At 74.9% G+C, this 21708-nt stretch carries 22 protein-coding genes; 19 read left to right on the plus strand and 3 right to left on the minus strand.

The window, feature by feature from the left end; genetic code table 11:
• The first annotated feature begins 76 nt into the window (after window positions 1-76).
• From folE to ACIQGZ_RS03340, 10 genes are all read left to right on the plus strand, one after another.
• Window positions 77-682: a GTP cyclohydrolase I FolE gene (folE, locus tag ACIQGZ_RS03295; RefSeq protein ID WP_402599017.1), complete on the plus strand. Its 606-nt coding sequence runs from the start codon at window positions 77-79 to the stop codon at window positions 680-682.
• Window positions 683-917: 235 nt separating this feature from the next.
• Window positions 918-2759: a phosphatidylglycerol lysyltransferase domain-containing protein gene (locus ACIQGZ_RS03300; protein ID WP_402599018.1), complete on the plus strand. Its 1842-nt coding sequence runs from the start codon at window positions 918-920 to the stop codon at window positions 2757-2759.
• Window positions 2760-2812: 53 nt separating this feature from the next.
• Window positions 2813-3676: a dihydropteroate synthase gene (gene folP / locus ACIQGZ_RS03305; RefSeq protein WP_402599020.1), complete on the plus strand. Its 864-nt coding sequence runs from the start codon at window positions 2813-2815 to the stop codon at window positions 3674-3676.
• A 5-nt stretch (window positions 3677-3681) separates the two neighbouring features.
• On the plus strand, window positions 3682-4146 hold the full coding sequence (locus tag ACIQGZ_RS03310) for a nuclear transport factor 2 family protein (RefSeq protein WP_402599962.1): 465 nt from the start codon (window positions 3682-3684) through the stop codon (window positions 4144-4146).
• A gap of 248 nt (window positions 4147-4394) precedes the next feature.
• Window positions 4395-4754: a dihydroneopterin aldolase gene (folB, locus tag ACIQGZ_RS03315; protein ID WP_402599963.1), complete on the plus strand. Its 360-nt coding sequence runs from the start codon at window positions 4395-4397 to the stop codon at window positions 4752-4754.
• 43 nt (window positions 4755-4797) lie between these two features.
• Complete coding sequence (gene folK / locus ACIQGZ_RS03320; RefSeq protein WP_402599022.1) at window positions 4798-5385, plus strand: 2-amino-4-hydroxy-6-hydroxymethyldihydropteridine diphosphokinase; 588 nt, start codon at window positions 4798-4800, stop codon at window positions 5383-5385.
• A gap of 106 nt (window positions 5386-5491) precedes the next feature.
• Window positions 5492-5980: a DUF3180 domain-containing protein gene (locus tag ACIQGZ_RS03325; RefSeq protein WP_402599023.1), complete on the plus strand. Its 489-nt coding sequence runs from the start codon at window positions 5492-5494 to the stop codon at window positions 5978-5980.
• Between the two features lie 196 nt (window positions 5981-6176).
• The gene (locus ACIQGZ_RS03330; RefSeq protein WP_402599025.1) at window positions 6177-6401 is read left to right on the plus strand and encodes a hypothetical protein; all 225 of its coding nucleotides are present in this window, start codon (window positions 6177-6179) and stop codon (window positions 6399-6401) included.
• A gap of 140 nt (window positions 6402-6541) precedes the next feature.
• A complete protein-coding gene (locus ACIQGZ_RS03335) occupies window positions 6542-7657 on the plus strand; it encodes a response regulator (RefSeq protein WP_402599026.1) in 1116 nt (371 codons plus the stop codon).
• A 167-nt stretch (window positions 7658-7824) separates the two neighbouring features.
• Complete coding sequence (locus ACIQGZ_RS03340) at window positions 7825-8940, plus strand: hypothetical protein (RefSeq protein WP_402599028.1); 1116 nt, start codon at window positions 7825-7827, stop codon at window positions 8938-8940.
• Window positions 8941-8949: 9 nt separating this feature from the next.
• Here ACIQGZ_RS03340 and ACIQGZ_RS03345 read toward each other — a convergent pair whose 3' ends face one another.
• Window positions 8950-10110 (minus strand): NADH-quinone oxidoreductase subunit D, encoded by a 1161-nt coding sequence (locus ACIQGZ_RS03345; RefSeq protein WP_402599029.1) that lies wholly within the window; start codon window positions 10108-10110, stop codon window positions 8950-8952.
• Window positions 10107-11165, minus strand: a complete 1059-nt coding sequence (locus ACIQGZ_RS03350; RefSeq protein WP_402599030.1) for an SAM-dependent methyltransferase — start codon at window positions 11163-11165, stop codon at window positions 10107-10109. The genes ACIQGZ_RS03345 and ACIQGZ_RS03350 overlap by 4 nt, the downstream gene beginning before the upstream one ends.
• Window positions 11166-11281: 116 nt before the next feature.
• Between ACIQGZ_RS03350 and ACIQGZ_RS03355 the strand changes: the two genes are divergently transcribed.
• Window positions 11282-12484 carry a sensor histidine kinase gene (locus ACIQGZ_RS03355; protein ID WP_402599031.1) on the plus strand — a complete coding sequence of 401 codons (1203 nt, stop codon included), beginning with the start codon at window positions 11282-11284 and terminating at the stop codon, window positions 12482-12484.
• Window positions 12485-12537: 53 nt separating this feature from the next.
• A complete protein-coding gene (locus ACIQGZ_RS03360) occupies window positions 12538-13227 on the plus strand; it encodes a response regulator (RefSeq protein ID WP_402599032.1) in 690 nt (229 codons plus the stop codon).
• Between the two features lie 28 nt (window positions 13228-13255).
• Here ACIQGZ_RS03360 and ACIQGZ_RS03365 read toward each other — a convergent pair whose 3' ends face one another.
• Entirely contained in the window at window positions 13256-14395 is a 1140-nt protein-coding gene (locus ACIQGZ_RS03365; RefSeq protein ID WP_402599033.1) for a threonine aldolase family protein, read from the minus strand.
• Between the two features lie 202 nt (window positions 14396-14597).
• Here ACIQGZ_RS03365 and ACIQGZ_RS03370 point away from each other — a divergent pair, with 202 nt between their 5' ends.
• The 7 genes from ACIQGZ_RS03370 (at window position 14598) to ACIQGZ_RS03400 (ending at window position 21247) form a co-directional block, all read left to right on the plus strand.
• Window positions 14598-15494, plus strand: a complete 897-nt coding sequence (locus ACIQGZ_RS03370) for a Rossmann-like and DUF2520 domain-containing protein (protein ID WP_402599964.1) — start codon at window positions 14598-14600, stop codon at window positions 15492-15494.
• Window positions 15494-16345 carry a pantoate--beta-alanine ligase gene (panC, locus tag ACIQGZ_RS03375; RefSeq protein ID WP_402599034.1) on the plus strand — a complete coding sequence of 284 codons (852 nt, stop codon included), beginning with the start codon at window positions 15494-15496 and terminating at the stop codon, window positions 16343-16345. The genes ACIQGZ_RS03370 and panC overlap by 1 nt, the downstream gene beginning before the upstream one ends.
• Window positions 16346-16431: 86 nt before the next feature.
• The gene (panD, locus tag ACIQGZ_RS03380; protein WP_402599036.1) at window positions 16432-16914 is read left to right on the plus strand and encodes an aspartate 1-decarboxylase; all 483 of its coding nucleotides are present in this window, start codon (window positions 16432-16434) and stop codon (window positions 16912-16914) included.
• A gap of 14 nt (window positions 16915-16928) precedes the next feature.
• Window positions 16929-18614 carry an L-aspartate oxidase gene (locus tag ACIQGZ_RS03385; RefSeq protein ID WP_402599037.1) on the plus strand — a complete coding sequence of 562 codons (1686 nt, stop codon included), beginning with the start codon at window positions 16929-16931 and terminating at the stop codon, window positions 18612-18614.
• A 5-nt stretch (window positions 18615-18619) separates the two neighbouring features.
• A complete protein-coding gene (gene nadC / locus ACIQGZ_RS03390; RefSeq protein ID WP_402599965.1) occupies window positions 18620-19606 on the plus strand; it encodes a carboxylating nicotinate-nucleotide diphosphorylase in 987 nt (328 codons plus the stop codon).
• A 34-nt stretch (window positions 19607-19640) separates the two neighbouring features.
• Window positions 19641-20429, plus strand: a complete 789-nt coding sequence (locus ACIQGZ_RS03395; protein ID WP_402599039.1) for a type III pantothenate kinase — start codon at window positions 19641-19643, stop codon at window positions 20427-20429.
• A gap of 146 nt (window positions 20430-20575) precedes the next feature.
• Complete coding sequence (locus ACIQGZ_RS03400) at window positions 20576-21247, plus strand: hypothetical protein (RefSeq protein WP_402599966.1); 672 nt, start codon at window positions 20576-20578, stop codon at window positions 21245-21247.
• The last annotated feature ends 461 nt before the right edge of the window (window positions 21248-21708 follow it).

Raw genomic sequence — 21708 nt, forward strand, 5'->3', positions numbered from 1 at the left:
GTGCGGCATTTCGCGCATATGTGCTGACGAGCTGCTGCCCCGGCCTGTCCCGGTCTCCAGGAGAAGCGAGGAACGCATGACCGACCCGGTGACGCTCGACGGTGATGCCGCCATCGGGACGTTCGACCAGAAGCGGGCCGAGAACGCCATCCGCGAACTGCTGATCGCCGTCGGCGAGGACCCCGACCGCGAGGGCCTGCGGGACACGCCCGGCCGGGTGGCGCGGGCCTACCAGGAGATCTTCGCCGGTCTCTGGCAGCAGCCCGAGGACGTGCTGACCACCACCTTCGACCTGGGCCACGACGAAATGGTGCTGGTCAAGGACATCGAGGTCTACTCCACCTGCGAGCACCACCTGGTGCCGTTCCGGGGCGTCGCCCACGTCGGCTACATCCCGTCCGCCAGCGGCAAGATCACCGGGCTCTCCAAGCTGGCCCGACTGGTGGACGTCTACGCCCGCCGCCCGCAGGTCCAGGAGCGGCTGACCACCCAGGTCGCCGACGCGCTGATGAACATCCTGGAGCCGCGCGGCGTGATCGTGGTCTTCGAGTGCGAGCACATGTGCATGTCGATGCGCGGCATCCGCAAGCCCGGCGCCAAGACCCTCACCTCCGCCGTCCGCGGCCAACTGCGTGATCCGGCCACTCGCGCCGAGGCGATGAGCCTCATCATAGGGAGATAGTCGGGTATACGGAGGAGGGACGAGACCACCGCGTCCCGCCTCCGGCACACCCCGATCGGGAACCGCCGCCGACAGCCGTGCGTCACAGCCCACGGACAGCGGGTGGCGGGGAACCGAGGGGGGACCCCCCGCCGGATTACGGGACTGGGCGCAGAGGGGGTAGTCATGAGGAAGCATCAGCTCTCATACTTCAGGGTTACGGGTACGTCACTATCCGCCCCTACGCTGAAGAGTCATGAGCGTACCCGTGTCCACTGAGCCGCCCGAGGAGCAGGGCCACCGCTCCGGTCTCCAGGCGCTTCGCGAGCAGGCAGCCGCAGCGCCCCGCCCCTGGGTGCCCGCCGCCGTCGGATACGCCGCGCTGCTGATCGGCCTGCTGGACATCGTCGGCGCGGTCTTCCCCCGGTTCCGGCACACCCGGATGCATGAACTGGCCGGCCTGATGCCCGGCGGCGTCACCACCCTGGCCACCGCCGGATCGCTGATGATCGGCGTGCTGCTGGTGCTGCTGGCGCACGCCCTGCGGCGGCGCAAGCGACGCGCCTGGCGGGCGGTGGTGGTGCTGCTGCCGGTCAGCGCGGCGCTGCACCTGATGCGCTGGCACGCCGTGGGACCGGCCGTGATCTCGCTGGTGCTGCTGGTCGTGATGCTCGCCCACCGCCGGGAGTTCTACGCCCAGGCCGACCCGCGCACCCGCTGGCGCGCCCTGGCCAACTTCGTCGGCCTCGGCGGCCTCAGCATGCTGCTCGGCCTGGTCATCGTGAGCGTCCACCCGAGGGCCGAGATCGGCAGCCCCGGGATCGGCGCCCGGCTGGAGCAGGTCGTCTACGGCCTGCTCGGTTTCGACGGACCGATCCGCTACGCCTATGACCGCACCTCCGACCTGGTCGGCTACTCGCTGGCCGGGCTGGGACTGCTCACCGCGCTCACCACCGCGTACCTGGCACTGCGCCCCTCCGAGCCGGTGGCCGTCCTCAGCCAGCAGGACGAGGAGCGGCTGCGCGGACTGCTGCGCCGGCACGGCCAGCGCGACTCGCTCGGCTACTTCGCGCTGCGGCGGGACAAGAGCGTCCTCTTCTCGCACAGCGGCAAGGCCGCCATCTCCTACCGGGTGGTCTCCGGAGTGATGCTCGCCTCCGGCGACCCGGTCGGGGACGTCGAGGCCTGGCCGGGCGCCATCAAGCTGTTCATGGCCGAGGCCCGCGCCCACGCCTGGGTGCCCGCCGTGATGGGGTGCAGCGAGGTCGGCGGCGAGGTGTGGACCCGCGAGGCCGGGTTGGACGCGCTGGAGCTGGGCGACGAGGCCATCGTGCGCACCGACGCCTTCTCGCTCTCCGGCCGCGCCATGCGCAACGTCCGGCAGATGGTCAAGCGCATCGAGCGCAACGGGTACTCCTGCCAGGTGCGCCGGGTCGCCGACCTGACCGCCGAGGAGCGCGACCGGATCACCGTGGCCGCCGCCCGCTGGCGCGGCACCGACACCGAGCGCGGCTTCTCCATGGCACTGGGCCGCTTCGGGGACCCGGGGGACGACGACTGCGTGGTGGTCACCGCGCACCGGCCCGCCGACCCCGACGAGACGGCCGACCCGGTGCTGGGCGACCTCAAGGCGGTGCTGCACTTCGTCCCCTGGGGGCCGGACGGCATCTCGCTGGAGCTGATGCGCCGCGACCGGGCCGCCGACCCCGGGCTCAACGAACTGCTGATCGTGGCCGCGCTCCAGGCCGCGCCCGGACTGGGCGTGACCCGGGTGTCGCTGAACTTCGCGATGTTCCGCTCCGCGCTGGCCCGGGGCGAGCGGCTGGGCGCCGGGCCGGTGCTGCGCGCCTGGCGCGGGCTGCTGGTCTTCCTCTCCCGCTGGTTCCAGATCGAGTCGCTGTACAAGTTCAACGCCAAGTTCCAGCCGGACTGGGAGCCCCGCTTCCTGGTCTACCCGACCGCCCGCGACCTGCCCAGGATCGGCTTCGCCGCGATGCAGGCCGAGGCGTTCATCACCGTGGGCATGCCGAGGTTCGGCCGCCGGAGGCAGCGGGCCGGTACGACGGGCGGGTCCGGGCGCGCCGAGCTGGCGGCCTGACGGTCCGGGCCCGGGGCGCCCGGACCGGGGCGGCGGGGCCGATAATGGTCCGCATGAGCACTCCCGCCGTCCCGGCCCTGCCCGGCCTGGCCCCGCTGGGCCGCTGCGCCGTGATGGGTGTCGTCAACGTCACTCCGGATTCCTTCTCCGACGGCGGCCGCTGGCTGGACCCGGCCGCCGCCGTCCGCCATGGGCTCGACCTGGTCGCCCAGGGCGCCGACCTGGTCGACGTCGGCGGCGAGTCCACCCGCCCGGGTGCGGCCCGGGTCACCGAGGCGGAGGAGCTGCGCCGGGTGGTCCCGGTGGTCCGGGAGCTGGCGGCGGCCGGCGCGGTGGTCAGCGTCGACACCATGCGGGCGGCCGTCGCGGAGCAGGCGGTGGCGGCCGGGGCCCGCGTCCTCAACGACGTCTCCGGCGGGCTGGCCGACCCCGACATGGTCCGGGTGGCGGCGGCGGCCGGGGTGCCCTTCGTGGTGATGCACTGGCGCGGCCACTCCGCCGACATGAACCGGCTGGCCGTCTACCAGGACGTGGTCACCGAGGTGGCCAAGGAGCTGGAAGCACGGCTGGAGGCCGTGGTGGCGGCGGGCGTGCGGCCCGAGCAGGTGATCCTCGACCCCGGCCTGGGCTTCGCCAAGCAGGCCGCGCACGACTGGTCGCTGCTGGGCAACCTGGACGCCCTGACCCGGCTCGGCCGCCCGCTGCTGGTCGCGGCCTCCCGCAAGCGGTTCCTGGGCGCGCTGCTGTCCGACCCGGCCACCGGCGAGCCGCGCCCGGCCCGGGAGCGGGACGACGCGACCGCCGCCGTCTCGGCGCTCGCCGCTCGGGCCGGCGCCTGGGCGGTGCGGGTGCACGACGTACGGGCCACCGCCGACGCCGTCCGGGTGGTCGCCGCCTGGCAGCGGGCCGCCGCGTGACCCCGGTGGACCCGGTCGCGGACCGGGAGGCGGTGCTCGCCGCCAACACCGCGCTGTACGAGGCGCTGGAGCAGGGCGACGCCGAGGCGCTCGGGGACGTCTGGCTCTCCGGCGCCGACGCCGACGACCGGGGCGGGGTGGTCTGTGTGCACCCCGGCTGGCCGATGCTGCGGGGGCGGGCGCGGGTGCTGCGCTCCTACATGCTGATCATGGCGAACACCGACTACATCCAGTTCTTCCTCACCGATGTGGAGGTCGAGCTGGTGGGGGACACCGCCCTGCTCACCTGCACCGAGAACATCCTCTCCAGCGGCGAGGCCGAGGAGGAGGGGGAGCTGGGCCCGCTGGTCGGCGGGAAGGTCGTCACCACCAATGTCTTCCGGCGCACCGCGGCCGGCTGGCGGCTCTGGTCGCACCACGGTTCACCGATCCTCACCGGTGGCGGGGACGACGACGAGGTCGAGGGCTGACCCTGCGCTTGCCGGGGTGGAGTCGGCCGGGGCGGAAGTCGCCGGGGCGGAACGCGGCGGTCCGGTCGGGAATGACCGGGTGCACACCGGATGTTCACCTGCTGCCGGGCGAGCTCAGGAGTGAGGCGCGGCCGGTGCGGGTAGGACCGCTGCGGCCGATGCCGGGCCGGCGCTGTCCGAGCCCAGGGGTAGATTCGTTACCGACGGGCGACGGGGCCCGTCGGCATCCTTGTGGAGTGATTCGATTGCTGGACCGTGTCGCACTGCGCGGCCTGCGTGCCCGCGGAAACCACGGCGTCTTCGCGCGCGAGCGCGAGGAGGGGCAGACGTTCGTGGTGGACGTCGTGCTCCACATGGACACCCGTCCGGCAGCCGAGACCGACGACCTGACCCGCACGGCCCACTACGGGATCGTCGCCGAGGAGGTCACCGGGATCGTCTCCGGGGAGCCGGTGGACCTGATCGAGACCTTGGCGCAGCGCATCGCCGACCAGTGCCTGAAGCACGACCCGGTGCAGGAGGTGGAGGTGACCGTGCACAAGCCGGACGCCCCGATCACCGTGCCGTTCGACGACGTGACCATCACCATCCACCGGAGCCGCGTGTGACGTGCTGCGCCACCGAGGCCCCGGGACGAAGCGAGGTAACCAGATGAGCAGCGACCCGACGACCTCGCCGGTGCCGCTCGACGTGGAACACACCGTCGACTCCGCCGACAGCACCTTGCACAATCCGCAGCGGGCGGTGATCGCCCTCGGCAGCAATCTGGGCAACCGTCTGGAGACCCTCCAAGGGGCGGTGGACGCACTGGAGGACACCCCCGGGGTCCGGGTGCGGTCGGTCTCCTCGGTGTACGAGACGGCCGCCGTGGGCGGCCCCGCACAGCAGCCCAGCTATCTCAACGCGGTGATCGTGGTGCGCACCACCCTCGGGCCGGGCTCGCTGCTGGAGCGGGCCGCCGCCGTGGAGGACGCCTTCAGCCGCACCCGCGAGGTCCGCTGGGGTCCGCGCACCCTGGACGTCGACATCGTCTCCTACGACGGCGTGGTCTCCGACGAACCTGAGCTGACGCTGCCGCACCCCCGGGCGCATGAGCGCGGCTTTGTGCTGGCCCCCTGGTACGACGCCGAGCCGGATGCCGAGCTGCCGGGCCGCGGGCGGATCGCGGACCTGCTCAAGGAGGTCGGCACCGAGGGCGTGCGGCGCCGTGACGACCTGGAGCTGAGGCTCCCCGAGTAGCGGGCGTCCGTCCGGAACAGGCGGCGGGGAGCTGCACGTTCTGCCCCCCAAGTACGGTTAGTCGGTGGTGCCCCGCCGCCCACCCTCCAGGAAGGACGCCTTGCGCGTGAAGCCGCTTCGTCTCGTCCCGCTGGCCGGAATCGCCGTGGTCTCCGGAGTGCTCGCCTGGGCCGGCGCCAAGCTCTGGGACGCGCTCGGTGACCTGCCGGGGGTGCCGACGGCCGCCCCGGTGGTGCTGGCGATCGTGGCGGTGGTGCTGCTGGCCACCGCGCTCTCGCTGCGGTCGCGACTGCGGGCCCAGCGGGAGCGGGAGCCCGGCGCCAAGGGGGTGGACCCGCTGAGCGCGGTCCGGGCGGTGCTGCTGGGCCAGGCCAGTGCCCTGGTCGCCTCCCTCGCGGTGGGGGTGTACGGCGGGGCCGGTGTCTTCCTGCTCAGCCAGCTCGACCAGCCGGCCCGCCGCTCCCAGGCCGTCACGGCGGGGCTCGCCGTGCTGGCGGGCATCGCGGTGGTCGCGGCGGGGCTGTGGATTCAGCACATCTGCCGACTCCCCGAGAACCACGACGACGACCACGACCCGAGGGCGTCCGCGCACTAGCGACCCGCCGCCGGGCGCCCGTTCTCGCTGCCCGGGGGCCTGGTGTTGCCGCTCGTTGCCGTCTGCCGTGCCCGGGGCGTTGCGGGGAGCGCAACACCCCGCAGTGGGCCGATGCTGGGGCACACCATCCGGCCGACGGGGCCGTGGTGTCCGTGGCCGGCCATCCCCGGTGCGGACGGGCGGGAGGAGGTCACAGGTGCGACGTGCGCTGTTGTCGCTGCGGGCGGCGGTGGTGCTGCTGTCCGGCACGCTCACCGGGGTCGGGGCGGGGGTGCTGACCGCGCTGGGCGGCACGGCCCCCGCGCGGAGCGTGCTGTACGGGGTCGGCGCGTTCGGACTGGCGGTGCCCTTCTTCGACTGGCTGGTGGCCGGCCGGGACGACCCGCGCGAGGAGACCCGGGAGGACGAGCGGGCGTCCTGACGGCCCGGCGGCCTCCCGTACGGCGCCGTCCCGCAGATCGCCGTCCCGCAGATCGCCGTCCCGTACATCGCCGTATCCGGGACGCCGCCGGGCCTCGGCTGGAAGGATGACGGGGGAAACACTCCGGGGGGAGGAGTCCGGTGGGGGAACTCCGGCCGCTGGCGGCCGACCTGAACCAGGAGTGCCGGGCGTTCGCGGACGCGCTGCGGGCGCTCTTTGTCGGCCTGGACGTCTCGGTGCGCCGCTACGGCGCCCGGCGGTTCATCAGTCCGGGCACCGTCTCCCGATATCTGAGCGGCACCCGCATCCCGCCGTGGGAGTTCGTCCTCGACCTGCTCACCGATGTGGCGGAGCACCGGGGCGTACCGGCCACGTCCGAGGCGATCGACCTGCTGCGCGAGCTGCACCGCGCGGCGATGAGGACCAGCGCCTCCATGAGCCACACCGTCCAGCGCCTGCAGTTCCAGCTCGCCGAGGCCGACCGCGAGGCCCGGGGTTCGGCCGCGCAGGCCGACGTCATCGGTGAAGCCCTGCTGGACCGCAACCACCGCATCGCCGACCTCGAAGTGCGCATCAACCAGCTGGAAGCCGAATGGGCGGCCGAGCGCGCCCACGCCGCCCTGTGCATACGCGACCGGGAGACCCTGCTGCGGGAGCGGGACACCCTGGCCTCCGAGGTCCGCCGGCTCACCGCCGAACTGAACGAGGCCCGAGCCCGCATCGCCGCCGCCGAGGCCCGCTGCGAACTGCTGGAATGCCAGCTCGTCGCCGCCGAACGGCACGGCGGCACCGACGCCCTGCACCTCACCGACGCCACCGGGCCACCGGAGCCCGTCGGCCGGCCCAAGATCCTGATCGTCGACGACCAGCAGGCCAATCTGCTCGCCCTGGAGGCCGTCCTCGGCGCAGTGGCCGAGGAGGTCGTCTGCGCCCTGTCCGGCGTGGAGGCCCTCAAGGTGCTGCTCCAGCACGACGACATCGCCGTGATCATCCTGGACGCGCAGATGGCCGACATGGACGGCTATGAGACCGCCGCCCACATCAAACGCCGGGCCCGCACCCGGCACATCCCGATCATCTTCCTGACCGCCAGCGGCCATGACTCCTCCCACCAGGTCCGCGGGTATGCGGCGGGCGCGGTCGACTACCTGGTCAAGCCGTTCGAGCCGTGGCTCCTCCAGGCGAAGATCACCGCGCTGTCGGACATGTACGCGGCGCTGCGCCGACCCCGGCAGCCGCTCCAGGAAGCCCGGTAGCCCGGTAGCCCGCGGCCGGCGGGGGGCGCACGCTCGGCTCCGCACACCTCTCCGCAGCGGGTGCGCACGGTGATACAGCGGGCGCCCACGGTGATCGATTGTCCCTGTCAAGATACGATCCGGCCCCGCGGCTGACATGGGTGGGAGCGGCGCGCTAGTTTTTGGCCATGCCACGCGGACGTCACCGTCAATCGTCGACCCTGAGCAGGCTCCTTCCCCCGCTCGCCGTCGGGGTGCTCACCTGCGCCGCCGGAGCGGCCCTGCTCAGCGACGATCCGGTGGTGCTGCGGCTGGTCGGCGCGGTCGCCGTCATCGCCGCGCTCGCCGTCGCCGTACTGCTGCGCCGCCGGGACCAGGCCGCCGAGCTGGCCCAGGAGGCCGCCGTCATCGCCCGGCAGCGCGCCGAGGAGCGCCACGAGGAGCAGGTCGCGGAGCTGGAGTACGCGGTCGAGGTGGCGGAGGAGCGGACGTCGCGGATCGGCCGCCGGCTGGCGGTGGAGAAGTCCCGGCTCGCCCGCGCCGAGACCGAGAACGCCCGGCTGCTGCGCGAGCGGGCCGTGCTGGCCGCCGAGCAGGCCGTCCGGGACGCCGAGGAGACCCGCCGCCGGGCCGCCGAGGAGACCCGCCGCCGCCCCGCGCACCCGGTGACGCCCGCCGCCTACGTCCGGGCGTCCGCCGCGCTGCGCGCGATGGAGCGCCGCGCGGCCGTGGAGCACGCCCAGCGGATCGCCGCCCAGGTGACCGCCGAGAGCCGGCGCCGCCGCGAGGCCACCACCGGCGGCACCCGGGCCGAGGCGGGGGCCGCCGCCGAGGGCCGCAAGGAGGCCGAGCCGGAAGCCGCAGCCGTGGCAGCGGCCCCGGTGGCGGTGCCGGCCGCGCTGCCGGCAGCGGTGGAGCACACCCCCAGCAGCCCGGCCGCCGCGATCGTGCCGGTGGAGCGTCAGCGGCCCCGCCCGGTGGCGGCCCGCACCGCCGGGTTCAGCTTCTTCGACCGCACCGCCCAGGGCGCGGCCGTGGTCGCCGCCGCCCCGGCCCCCGCCGTCGGTGACATCAGTGACGTGGTCGGTGACGAGGCCGTCGCTGACCAGGCCCGCTACCACGACGCCGACCGCGCTGCCCGGCCCGAGCGGCAGCAGCAGGCGGAGCCGGAGCAGCCGGAGCAGCCGGGGTCCGAGCAGATGGGGCCCGAGCAGGCAGGGGCCGAGCGGTCCCCGGTGGTCGACCTCACCGAGCACGACGAGACCGAGCGGCTGGACCTCAGGGCACTGCGCGCCGTCCAGTAGCCCGCCGGGCTACTTGTCGATGTCGCCCACCACGAAGAACATCGATCCGAGGATCGCCACCATGTCGGCCACCAGCGTGCCCGGCAGCAGCTCGGTCAGCGCCTGGATGTTGTTGTACGACGCCGAGCGCAGCTTGAGCCGCCACGGCGTCTTGTCGCCGCGCGACACCAGGTAGTACCCGTTGACGCCGAGCGGGTTCTCCGTCCAGGTGTAGGTGTGCCCCTCCGGCGCCTTGAGCACCTTGGGGAGCCGCAGGTTCACCGGCCCCTGCGGCAGCCCGGCCAGCCGGTCCAGGCAGGCGTCGGCCAGGTCCAGCGAGTTGTGGGTCTGCTCCAGCAGGCACTCGAAGCGGGCCAGGCAGTCGCCCTCGTCCCGGGTGACCACCCGCAGTACGTCGGCCAGCTCCCCGTACGCCAGGTACGGTTCGTCGCGCCGCAGGTCGAAGTCGACCCCGGAGGCGCGGGCGATCGGCCCGCTCACCCCGTACGCGTGCACCAGCGCGGGCGCCAGCACGCCGACCCCGGCCGTCCGCCCCCGGAAGATCTCATTGCCCAGCACCAGGTCGTCCAGCCGGTGCATCTGCGAGCGGACCTGCGCCACGGCCGTCCTGACCCGGCCGAGCCAGCCGGCCGGCAGGTCCTCCTTGAGGCCGCCGACCCGGTTGAACATGTAGTGCATCCGGCCGCCGGACGCCTCCTCCATGACGTGCTGGAGCGTCTCGCGGCTGTCGAAGGCGTAGAAGACCGGGGTGATGCCGCCCAGCTCCAGCGGGTACGAGCCGAGGAACATCAGATGGTTGAGCACCCGGTTGAGCTCGGCCAGCAGCGTCCGCGCCCAGACCGCCCGCTCGGGGACCTCCATGCCGAGCATCCGCTCCACCGACAGCACCACGCCCAGCTCATTGGCGAAGGCGGACAGCCAGTCATGGCGGTTGGCGAGCATGACGATCTGCCGGTAGTCGCGGGCCTCGAACAGCTTCTCCGCGCCCCGGTGCATATAGCCGATCACCGGCTCGGCGGCCACGATCCGCTCGCCGTCCAGCCGCAGCTTCAGCCGCAGCACACCGTGTGTGGACGGGTGCTGCGGGCCGATGTTGAGCACCATGTCGCTGGTGCCGAACTCGGTGACGTTCTCCGCACCGGCGCCGATGCCGACCGTGGTCTCCCTCATGACCGGCAAGTCTGCCACTCCCGGGCACCCCGCAGGCCGCCCGGTACCGGCATCCGGACCGTCTGCACCAGCCAGCCGAAGCCGCCGAGCCCCGCCGGGTCGGTCAGCTCGGCCCCCTCCCCGGCCGCGCCCAGCGCCCGCAGGTACGCCGCCGGGTCGGTCGAGGCCAGCGCCAGCGGCGGCCGGGACCCGGCCACGCCCAGTGCCCGCAGCGCCTCCCGCTGCGTCGTCCACAGGCTGTGGACGGCGCCCGCCGCCCGCCCGGCCGCCGCGCAGGCGTCCAGCGCCACATGCGCGGTCACATCGCACGAGCCGTCCGGCACCGGCCGCACCTCCCGCCCGCCCCGGAAGCCCGCCAGCGTCCCGAACGGCGGCCGGTCCGCCGCCGAGTGCGCATAGTCCACCGCCACCGCGGCGCCCCGCTCCAGCGACGCCACCGCCGCGCCCCAGGCCTCGTCCCGGGGGCCGCCCAGCTCCACCCGGCAGCCCTCCTCGACCGCCCCCGGCCACCAGCGGTCCGCCCACGCCGCGTCCGCCCCGGCCAGCGGGCCGCCCAGGCGCTCGGCCCCGGACACCGGGTCCACCAGGACGTACCGGAGCACCCCCGCGCCGTCCACCTCGGCGATCTCCAGCGGCACGTTGTCCAGCCACTCATTGGCGAACAGCAGCCCCGACACCCCCGGCGGCGGCGCCTGGCACCACACCACCCCGGCCGGCAGCCCGCCCGGCCGGGCCGCGACCTCCACCCCGTACGCCCGCAGCCGCGCCGCCCGCTCCGGGTCCGCCCGCCGCACCGCCGCCAGCACCCCGCACAGCAGCTCACCGCGCCCGGCGCCCACGTCCACCAGGGCGAGCGGGTCCGGCCGCCCCAGCTGCTCGTCCACCTCGGCCAGCAGCCGGGCCACCGCCGCCGCGAAGCGCGGCGAGGCGTGCACCGAGGTGCGGAAGTGCCCGGCCGGCCCCTCCGGGCGCCGGTAGAAGCCGCCGTCCCCGTACAGCGCCCGCCCGGTCGCCTCCCGCCAGCCCGTCCAGCCCGTCAACCCGGTTCCGCTCATGCCCACGGACGCTACCCGCCGCCGCCGCGCCGGGCGGCCTCTCCGCCCTGGGGAGTAGGGCGGATCGCTCTGGCGGTGGACTTCGAAGGGGCATCCCGCTGCCTAGGCTGGACAGCGTGCAGCACCTCTACGCCTGGCTCCGCAGACACCCCACGCTGGTCGACAGCGCCTGGGCGCTGCTGGTGCTGGGCCTGAGCGTGGTGAGCGACGCCGGAGACGGCAGCGACTCCCCCCGGAGCGCCTATCTGCTGCTCGCCGCCGCCCTCACGGTGCTGATGGCGCTGCGCCGCCGCCACCCGGACGCGATGCTGGTCGCCGGGGTCGCGCTCGGCCTGCTCCAGGTGCTGCTGGGGTGGATTCCGGGCGCCGGTGACATCGCGCTGCTGGTGCTGACCTACACCGCCGCCGCCTTCGGCTCCCGCTGGGCCTCCCGGACGGCGCTGGGGCTCGGCCTCGCGGCCGGGCCGCTGGCACTGTGGCGGTTCGGCGGCAACCCGGCCGGCCACCCGGTGGGCGAGATCGCGCTGGTCTGCGTGCTGCTCAGCGCGCCGTTCGTGCTCTGCTGGGCGCTGGGCCGGCTCACCCGCATCCGCCGCGCCTACTACGCCGAGCTGGAGGACCGCGCCTCGCGGCTGGAGCGCGAGCGCGACGCCCAGTCCAAGGTGGCCGTCGCCGCCGAGCGGGCCCGGATCGCCCGTGAGCTGCACGACGTGGTGGCGCACAACGTCTCGGTGATGGTGGTCCAGGCGGACGGCGCCGCGTACGTGCTGGACGCCTCGCCCGACCAGGCCAAGGAGGCGCTGGCCACCATCGCCGCCACCGGCCGCCAGGCGCTGGACGAGATGCGCAGACTGCTGGGCGTGCTGCGGTCCGCCGACGCCCGCGAGGGCCAGTACGTGCCGCAGCCCGGTGTGGAGCAGCTGCCGGAGCTGCTGGAGCAGGTCCGCAGCGCCGGGCTGCCGGTGGAGTTCACCCTGGAGGGCGGGCCGCGCGAGCTGCCGCGCGGCGTGGAGCTGACCGCGTACCGCATCGTGCAGGAGGCGCTCACCAATGTCCGCAAGCACGGCGGCCCCACCGCCCGCGCCGACGTCCACATCCGCTTCGCGGACGGCACGGTGGACGTGCTGGTCGAGGACGACGGCCGGGGCTCGGCCGCCGAGCTGTACGAGCAGGGCGGCGCCGACGGGCAGGGCCACGGCCTGATCGGCATGCGGGAGCGGGTCGGCATGGTCGGCGGCCGGCTGGACGCCGGGCCGCGCCCCGGCGGCGGCTTCCGCATCCGCGCCGTACTACCGCTGAAGGCCACCGCCCCGGCCTGACACCGCCGCGCCCGACCCCGACCCCCGACCCACCCCGAGGAGACCGGCCACCCATGACCATCCGCGTGATGCTCGTCGACGACCAGGAGCTGCTGCGCACCGGCTTCCGCATGGTCCTCCAGTCGCAGGGCGACATCCAGATCGCCGCCGAGGCGGGCGACGGCGCCCAGGCACTCCAGGTGCTGGCCGGCGCCGACATCGACGTCATCCTGATGGACGTGCGGATGCCCCGGATGGACGGCGTGGAGGCCACCAGCCGGATCTGCCTGCGCCAGGACGGCACCCCCCGCCCGGACGCGCCCAGGGTGCTGATACTGACCACCTTCGACCTGGACGAGTACGCCTTCGCCGCACTCAAGGCCGGGGCCAGCGGCTTCCTGCTCAAGGACGTGCCGCCGACCGAGCTGGTGGCCGCGATCCGCGCCGTGCACGCGGGCGACGCGGTGGTGGCGCCGACCACCACCCGCCGCATGATCGACCGCTTCGCCGATGTGCTGCCCGGCCCGCACAGCCCGAGCGACGCCCCGGTGCTGGCCCGGCTCACCGACCGGGAGCGGGAGGTGTTCCTGCTGGTCGCCCAGGGCCTGTCCAACGGCGAGATCGCCGGCCGGCTCACCCTGTCCGAGGCGACCGTCAAGACCCACGTCGGCCGCATCCTGGCCAAGCTGGCGCTGCGCGACCGGGTGCAGGCCGTGGTGCTCGCGTACGAGACCGGACTGGTCCGGGCCGGCGGCCCCGCCTGAGCGGCGGCGGCCGCCGACACAGCCGCCGCTACAGCCGCTCCAGGAAGGCCGCCGCCGACTCCGCGACCTGCTGCGGCGACCACTCCAGCGCACTGGCCGCCACCGTCACCTCGGTCATCGCCAGCCCCGGCAGCAGCGGCTCCCGCCAGCGGCCGAACAGCGCCCGGCCGGTCTCCGCCGCCAGCCGCCACCCGGCCGCCTCCAGCTCCGCCGCCGGATACGGCAGCCACACCTGGAACTGGTGGGTGTGCGGCGGTTCCGGATACACCCGCGCCCCCGGCGTCCCCCCGAGCGCCCCCGCCAGCGCCGCCGCCACCTGCTGGGCGTGCGCCACGTACGACGGCAGCCGGGGCAGCTCCCGGTCCAGCCCCAGCAGCGCCGAGAGCGCCGCCGGCCACTGCTGGAACAGCTGCCCGCCGTAGCGGTGCCGCCAGGCCCGGCACTGGTCGCCGAACTCCGCCGAGCAGGCGAGGGCCGCACCCGACAGCCCGCCCAGCGACTTGTAGAACGACACGTACACCGAGTCGGCCAGCCCGGCGATCTCGGCCAGCGGCCGCCCGAAGTGGCCCGGCGTCTCCCACAGCCGCGCCCCGTCGAAGTGCACCACCGCCTCCCGGTCCCGCGCCGCCTCCACCACCCCGCGCAGCTCCCCCCAGGACGGCAGTACGAACCCGGCGTCCCGCAGCGGCAGCTCCAGCAGCAGCGTCCCGAACGGCTCGTCGAGACCGCTCACCTCGGCCGCCGTCGGCAGCCGGGGCGCGGCCGTCGGCCAGACCGTGCGCAGCCCGCTCAGCGCGCTGTACGCCTGCCGCTCGTGCACCTCCGGGTGGGCCAGCGGATGGGCGGCCACCGTACGGCTGCCGGTCCGCTCCGCCCAGCAGCGCAGCGCCACCTGCTGCGCCATGGTGCCGGTGGGGAAGAACACCGCGTCCTCGAAGCCCAGCAGCTCCGCGACCCGCTCCTCCAGCCGGGCCACCGGCCCGCCGTTCCCGTACACGTCCGGCGGCCCGTCCAGCGGCCCGTCCAGCAGCCCGTCCGGGCCGTGCGCGGCGCCGTCACCGCCCGCCAGCTCGGCCAGCAGCTCCCGCACCGTCCGGGTCCGCTGCTGGGACAGCACCCCGGTGCAGCCGCGCAGCAGCGCCGCCTGCCTCTCCCGCTCCTCGTCCATGCCGGGATCATCCCCCACCACCCGGCTGTGCGGTCCGCCACGGGGCCACCGGTCGGCCGCAGCGCGGTACTTCCGTACCATGGCGGGGTACGTCCGGTACCCGAAGAGGACTGGAACGGATGAAGGTCGAAGCGAAGCCGTGAACCAACCCGACGACGGGGCACACGCCGCAGGGCTGCCCGATTTCGAGTTCGGCGACCCCATGGACCCCGGCAACCGCCCCGCGCGGCTGGCCGTGGGCGTGGTGGGCACCGGCAGAGTGGGCCCGGCGCTCGGCGCGGCCCTGCAACTGGCCGGCCACCGGGTGGTCGCCGCGTCCGGTGTCTCCACCGCCTCCCGGCGCCGGGCGGAGAAGCTGCTGCCCGGGGTGCGGCTGGTCACCCCGCCGCAGGTGATGGCCGCCGCCGACCTGGTGCTGCTCACCGTGCCCGACGACGCGCTGGCCGACCTGGTGGCCGGGCTGGCCGCCACCGGTGCGGTGCGGCCCGGACAGCTGCTGGTGCACACCTCGGGCGCCCATGGCTTCGCCGTACTGGAGCCCGCCACCCGGGCCGGCGCGCTGCCGCTGGCGCTGCACCCCGCGATGACCTTCGCCGGGACCTCCGTGGACGTCTCCCGGCTGGCCGGCTGCCCGTTCGGGGTGACCGCCCCGGAGGAGCTGCGGCCGGTGGCCGAGGCGCTGGTGGTGGAGATGGGCGGCGAGCCCGAGTGGGTGCCGGAGGAGGTCAGGCCGCTCTACCACACGGCCCTGGCCCACGGCGCCAACCACCTGGTCACGCTGGTCGCCCAGGCCCAGGAGCTGCTGCGGGCCGCCGGGGTGGCCGAGCCGGGCCGGATGCTGGGCCCGCTGCTCGGCGCGGCGCTGGACAACGCGCTGCGCAGCGGCGACGGGGCGCTCACCGGCCCGGTCGCCCGGGGCGACGCGGGCACCGTACGGCAGCACCTGGCGCAGCTGCGCCGGGTCTCGCCGCAGGCGCTGGAGGCGTACCGGGCGATGGCGCGGGCCACCGCCGACCGGGCGCTGGACAACGGGATGCTCTCGGCGGACGCCGCTGCGGCGCTGCTCGACGTACTGGCCGACGGCCGGAAGGACGCATGATGGCTGAGCTGCTGCACACCGGCCGGGAGCTGCGGGAGCGGCTGGCGGCGCTGCCCGGCGAGCGCGGGGTGGTGATGACCATGGGCGCGCTGCACCGGGGGCATGCCGAGCTGATCCGCACCGCCCGGCAGCGGGTGGCGGGGACGGTGGCGGTGACCGTCTTCGTCAATCCGCTCCAGTTCGGCCCCGGTGAGGACCTGGACCGCTATCCGCGCACCCTGGAGGCCGATGTCCGGCTGGCGGCGGAGGCGGGCGCCGACCTGGTCTTCGCGCCGGCGGCGGAGGAGGTCTACCCCGGTGGCGAGCCGCAGGTGCGGATCACCGCCGGGCCGATGGGGGAGCGGTTCGAGGGCGCCTCGCGGCCCGGTCACTTCGACGGGGTGTGCACGGTGGTCGGCAAGCTGCTCCAGCTGACGCGGCCCGATGTCGCCTTCTACGGGGAGAAGGACGCCCAGCAGCTGGCGGTGATCCGCCGGATGGTGCTCGACCTGAACTTCCCGGTGGAGGTGGTCGGCGTCCCGACCGTCCGCGAGCCCGACGGCCTGGCGCTCTCCAGCCGCAACCGCTACCTGTCCGAGCAGGAGCGGATCTCGGCCCGCGCGCTGTCCCGGGCGCTGTTCACCGGCCGGGAGGCCGCCCCCAAGGGCCCGGACGCGGTCCGCCGGGCGGCCGGCGCGGTGCTGGCGTCGGCGGCCGGGGCCGAGCCGCCGGTCGAGCTGGACTACCTGGCGCTGATCGACCCGGCCGACTTCACCGAGGCGGCGGACGGGCACACCGGTGAGGCGGTGCTCGCGGTCGCGGCCAGGGTGGGCACCACCCGCCTGATCGACAACGTACGGATCGACTTCTAGGCCACTTCGACCGGTTCGACCGCTTCGACCCCGTCCGGACCGCTGGTTTCCAGCCAGGCATGCACTCGACCCAGGAGGCGTGACCCATGCTCCGCACCATGCTCAAGTCCAAGATCCACCGTGCCACCGTCACCCAGGCCGACCTGCACTACGTCGGTTCGGTCACGGTGGACGAGGACCTGCTGGACGCCGCCGACCTGCTCCCCGGCGAGCTGGTCCACATCGTCGACATCGACAACGGCGCCCGGCTGGAGACGTACACCATCGCCGGGCCGCGCGGCAGCGGCGTGATCGGCATCAACGGCGCCGCCGCCCGGCTGGTGCACCCCGGTGACCTGGTGATCCTGATCGGCTACGGCCAGATGGACGACGCCGAGGCCCGCACCCACCGGCCCCGGGTGGTCTTCGTGGACGCGGACAACCGGCCGCTCGGCACCGGCGCCGACCCGGCGGAGCCGGTCCCCGGCACCGGTACCGTCCGTGGCGACGCGGTCGCCGGGACTCCCTCGGCACCGGGGGCGTACGGTGACGTGGAACGGCGCGCGGCCCGAGCCGCCGCCCACGGATGACCGGAGCCCGACCCATGCCTGCCACCTATCGACTGACCGCCCCGGCCCCCGGCTGGACCGCCACGACCGATGTCGTCGTGGTCGGCTCCGGGGTGGCCGGCCTCACGGCCGCGCTGCGGGCCCGCAGCGCCTTCGGCCGCGTCATGGTGGTCACCAAGGCGATGCTTGACGAGGGTTCGACCCGCTGGGCGCAGGGCGGCGTCGCCGCCGCGCTGGGCGAGGGCGACACCCCGGAGCAGCACCTTGACGACACCCTGGTCGCCGGCGCCGGAGTGTGCGACCCGGACGCGGTGCGCGTGATGGTCACCGAGGGCCCCGACGCCGTACGCAGGCTGATCGCCACCGGCGCCGCCTTCGACACCGCCGCCGACGGTGAGATCCTGCTGACCCGCGAGGGCGGCCACCACCGCCACCGGATCGCGCACGCGGGCGGCGACGCGACCGGCGCCGAGATATCCCGGGCACTGGTCGCCGCCGTGCGCGCCGACCCGGGCATCGAGGTGGTCGAGCACGCCCTGGTACTGGACCTGCTCACCGACGCCGCCGGGCACGCCGCCGGGCTGACCCTGCATGTGATGGGCGAGGGCCGCCGCGACGGCGTCGGCGCGATCCGGGCCCGCGCGGTGGTGCTGGCCACCGGCGGCATGGGCCAGGTCTTCTCCGCCACCACCAACCCGGCCGTCTCCACCGGCGACGGGGTGGCCCTGGCGCTGCGGGCCGGTGCCGAGGCGGCGGACCTGGAGTTCGTCCAGTTCCACCCCACCGTGCTCTGGCTCGGCCCGGACGCCGAGGGCCAGCAGCCGCTGGTCTCCGAGGCGGTGCGCGGCGAGGGCGCCCACCTGGTGGACGCGGACGGCGTCCGCTTCATGGTCGGGCAGCACGAGCTGGCCGAACTGGCCCCCCGCGACATCGTCGCCAAGGGCATCCTGCGCCGGATGCAGCAGACCGGCGCCGAGCACATGTACCTGGACGGGCGGCACTTCGGCGCCGCCATGTGGGAGCAGCGCTTCCCCACCATCCTGGCCTCCTGCCGCGCGCACGGCATCGACCCGGTCACCGATCTCATCCCGGTCGCGCCCGCCGCGCACCACGCCTCCGGCGGGGTCCGCACCGACCGGCTGGGCCGCACCAACGTCCCCGGGCTGTACGCCTGCGGCGAGGTGGCCTGCACCGGAGTGCACGGCGCCAACCGACTGGCCTCCAACTCGCTGCTGGAGGGCCTGGTCTTCGCCGAGCGGATCACCGCCGACCTGGCCGCCCGGCAGGCCGCCGGGGAGCTGCCCGAGCGCACCCCGGCGGCGGCCGGCACCACCGCCGTACCGCTGCCCGCCCCCGAGGACCGCGCCGAGATCCAGCGGCTGATGACGGCCGGCGCGGGCGTGCTGCGCTCGGCCGGCAGCATGGCCACCACGGCGGCGGGCCTGGCGACGCTGGCCGCGCAGGCCCGGGAGCGGCTGGCCGAGGAGAAGCCCGCCGACCCCCGGGTGGAGACCTGGGAGGCCGCCAACCTCCTCCTGGTCGCCACCGCGCTGGTGGCCGCCGCCGCGCTGCGCGAGGAGACCCGGGGCGGCCACTGGCGTGAGGACTTCCCTGACCGCGACGACGCCCGCTGGCGCCGCCACCTGATCACCACCCTGTCCGCAGCCACCGGGGAGCCCGTCGTCCGGCAGGACCCCGTCATCGCCTCCGAGGAGCAGTGACCACTGTGCCCGACCACGACCACGGCCCCGACCACGATTACCACCACGCGGACCTGCCCCTGGCCGGCGGCTGCGGGGACGGCTGCGGCTGCGGCGGCGAGGAGTACGAGACCGGCCTCGACCCGGCGCTGGCCGAACTGCTGGCGGAGGCCGGCCTGGACCCGGTCGAGGTGGAGGACATCGCCACCCTGGCGCTGGCCGAGGACCTGGCCGGCGGCGAGGACGTCACCTCCGCCGCCACCGTGCCCGCCGACGCGGTGGCCACCGCCGACTTCACCGCCCGCGCCGCCGGCACCGTCGCCGGGCTGCGGGTCGCGGAGGCGGTGATCTCGCTGGTCTGCGAGGAGGAGTTCGAGGTCGAGCGGCACGTCGAGGACGGCGACCGGGTCGAGCCCGGCCAGGTGCTGCTCTCCGTCCGCAGCCGCACCCGCGACCTGCTCACCGCCGAGCGCAGCGCCCTCAACCTGCTCTGCCACCTCTCCGGCATCGCCACCGCCACCCGCTCCTGGGTGGACGCCGTCGAGGGCACCGGCGCGGCCGTCCGCGACACCCGCAAGACCACCCCCGGCCTGCGCGCCCTGGAGAAGTACGCGGTGCGCTGCGGCGGCGGCGTCAACCACCGGATGGCACTCAGCGACGCCGCCCTGGTCAAGGACAACCACGTGGTGGCGGCCGGCGGCGTGGCCGAGGCGTTCCGGGCGGTCCGCGCGGCCTACCCGGAGCTGCCGGTGCAGGTCGAGGTGGACACCCTCGACCAGCTGCCGCCGGTGCTGGCGGCCGGGGCCGACCTGGTGCTGCTGGACAACTTCACCGTCCCCCAGCTCAGGGAGGCCGTCGCCCTGGTGGCCGGCCGCGCCCGGCTGGAGGCGTCCGGTGGGCTGGCCCTGGCCAACGCCCGCGAGGTCGCGCAGACCGGCGTGGACTACCTCGCCGTCGGCGCGCTCACCCACTCCGCGCCCATCCTGGACATCGGCCTGGACCTGCGCGCCTGACCCGCCCCGTCCCACGACCATCAGGACTCCCCCCATGCTGCTCACCATCGACGTCGGCAACACCCACACCGTGCTCGGCCTCTTCGACGGCGAGGAGATCGTCGAGCACTGGCGGGTCTCCACCGACCCGCGGCGCACCGCCGACGAGATGGCCGTGCTGATGCAGGGCCTGATGGGCGCCCACCCGGTGCTCGGCGAGGACGCGGTGGACGGGCTGGCGATCTGCTCCACCGTCCCGTCCGTGCTGCACGAGCTGCGCGAGGTGACCCGCCGCTACTACGGCGACGTCCCCGCCGTCCTCGTCGAGCCCGGGGTGAAGACCGGGGTGCACGTCCTGATGGACAACCCCAAGGAGGTCGGCGCCGACCGGATCGTCAACGCGCTGGCCGCCAACCACCTCTACGGCGGCCCGTGCGTCGTGGTCGACTTCGGCACCGCCACCACCTTCGACGCGGTCAACGAGCGCGGCGACTACGTGGGCGGCGCCATCGCGCCCGGCATCGAGATCTCGGTGGACGCGCTGGGGGTGCGCGGCGCCCAGCTGCGCAAGATCGAGCTGGCCCGGCCACGCAGTGTGATCGGCAAGAACACCGTGGAGGCGATGCAGGCGGGCATCCTGTACGGGTTCGCCGGGCAGGTGGACGGCGTGGTCGGCCGGATGGCCGCCGAGCTGGCCACCGACCCCGACGACGTCCAGGTCATCGCGACCGGCGGGCTGGCGCCGCTGGTGCTGGGGGAGGCCGCCTCGATCGACGAGCACGAGCCCTGGCTCACCCTGATCGGCCTGCGGCTGGTCTACGAGCGGAACACCCCCGCGCACTGATCGGGCGTACGGGCAAGTGCCGCCCCGGGCCGGTCGGATGAGCGCATGATCCGCCAATCGGTAGACGGGCCGCGTCATTGACGGTGAATCGGACATATCCGACGTACTGTCAAGTCATGCCTACGCCACACGGGTCGCGCGGCGGCATGGCCTTCAGCACCGACGAACTGCGGGTGCTGCGCCGTGCCCTCGCCCAGGTCCTCCACCCCGCCGTACCACCGCAGATCGGCGGGGCCGGGACGTCCTGGGCCGCCGACGCGTGGACCGAGGACGTCCAGGACTTCCTGCGCCTCGCCGAGTCCATCGACGAGGCCGTGCGCGAGGGCGGGCGGCTGCGCGCCTTCCTCCTCGCGGACCTCGCCCGCTACCGCGACGCCCTGCCGGGCAGCGCGCCCGGGTACCTGGAGCGGCTGGAGGAGGCCGTCGCCGACGGCTACCTCCCCGGGCCGGAGGACCTCCGCGCGCTGCGCCGGCTGGGCGGGCTGCCCTGCACCCCGGCCGAGCGGTACCGCCGCTCCCTGCTGGCCGGCCGCTGCCACGCGGTCGCCGAGGCCGCCGTACGGGAACGCCTGGCCGCCGCCGCGGCGCCGCCGAGGCATCTCACCGCAGTCCCGACGAGCCACGCAGGAGCGAATCCGATGAGCAGCGCCGAGCCCCGCCGCCCCGAGCAGCCCGCCGCCGAGGAGAAGGGGAAGCGGACGCCCGCCAAGCCCGGCTCCCGCCCGGTCCCCACCCCGGCCGAGCTGTTCGCCCGCCGCCCCCGCCCGGCCGACCCCGACGACCAGGACGGCCCCGAACTCGCCACCGGCACCGGCTGACCCCGCCTCCCCGGCGCGGACGACCCGTCCCGGGAGGGCAGCCCTGGCACTGCCAGAACGGCGTGGATGACCCGTCCCGGGACGGCAGCCCTGGCACAGTCCGGACAGCGCGGGGAACTGCGCGAGCGAACCTGCACCCCCGTAGCTGGTTGTTCGCGCAGTTCCCCGCGCCCCAGGGTGGCTGCCTGGCTGCCCCCTGCCACCAGCTCGCCCCGTCAGGGGCGCGAGGAACTGCGCGACCAGCCGCCCACCTGCCCGCAGCCGTCCCATTCAGCTATCCCACCCGCCCCGCCGGGGGCGCGAGGAACTGCGCGACCAGCCGCCCACCTGCCCGCAGTCGACCCATTCAGCTATCCCACCCGCCCCGCCGGGGGCGCGAGGAACTGCGCGACCAGCCGCCCACCCGGCCGCAGTCGACCCATTCAGCTATCCCACCCGCCCCGCCGGGGGCGCGAGGAACT

It is taken from the genome of Streptomyces sp. NPDC092296, assembly GCF_044755465.1.
Classification (GTDB): Bacteria; Actinomycetota; Actinomycetes; order Streptomycetales; family Streptomycetaceae; genus Peterkaempfera.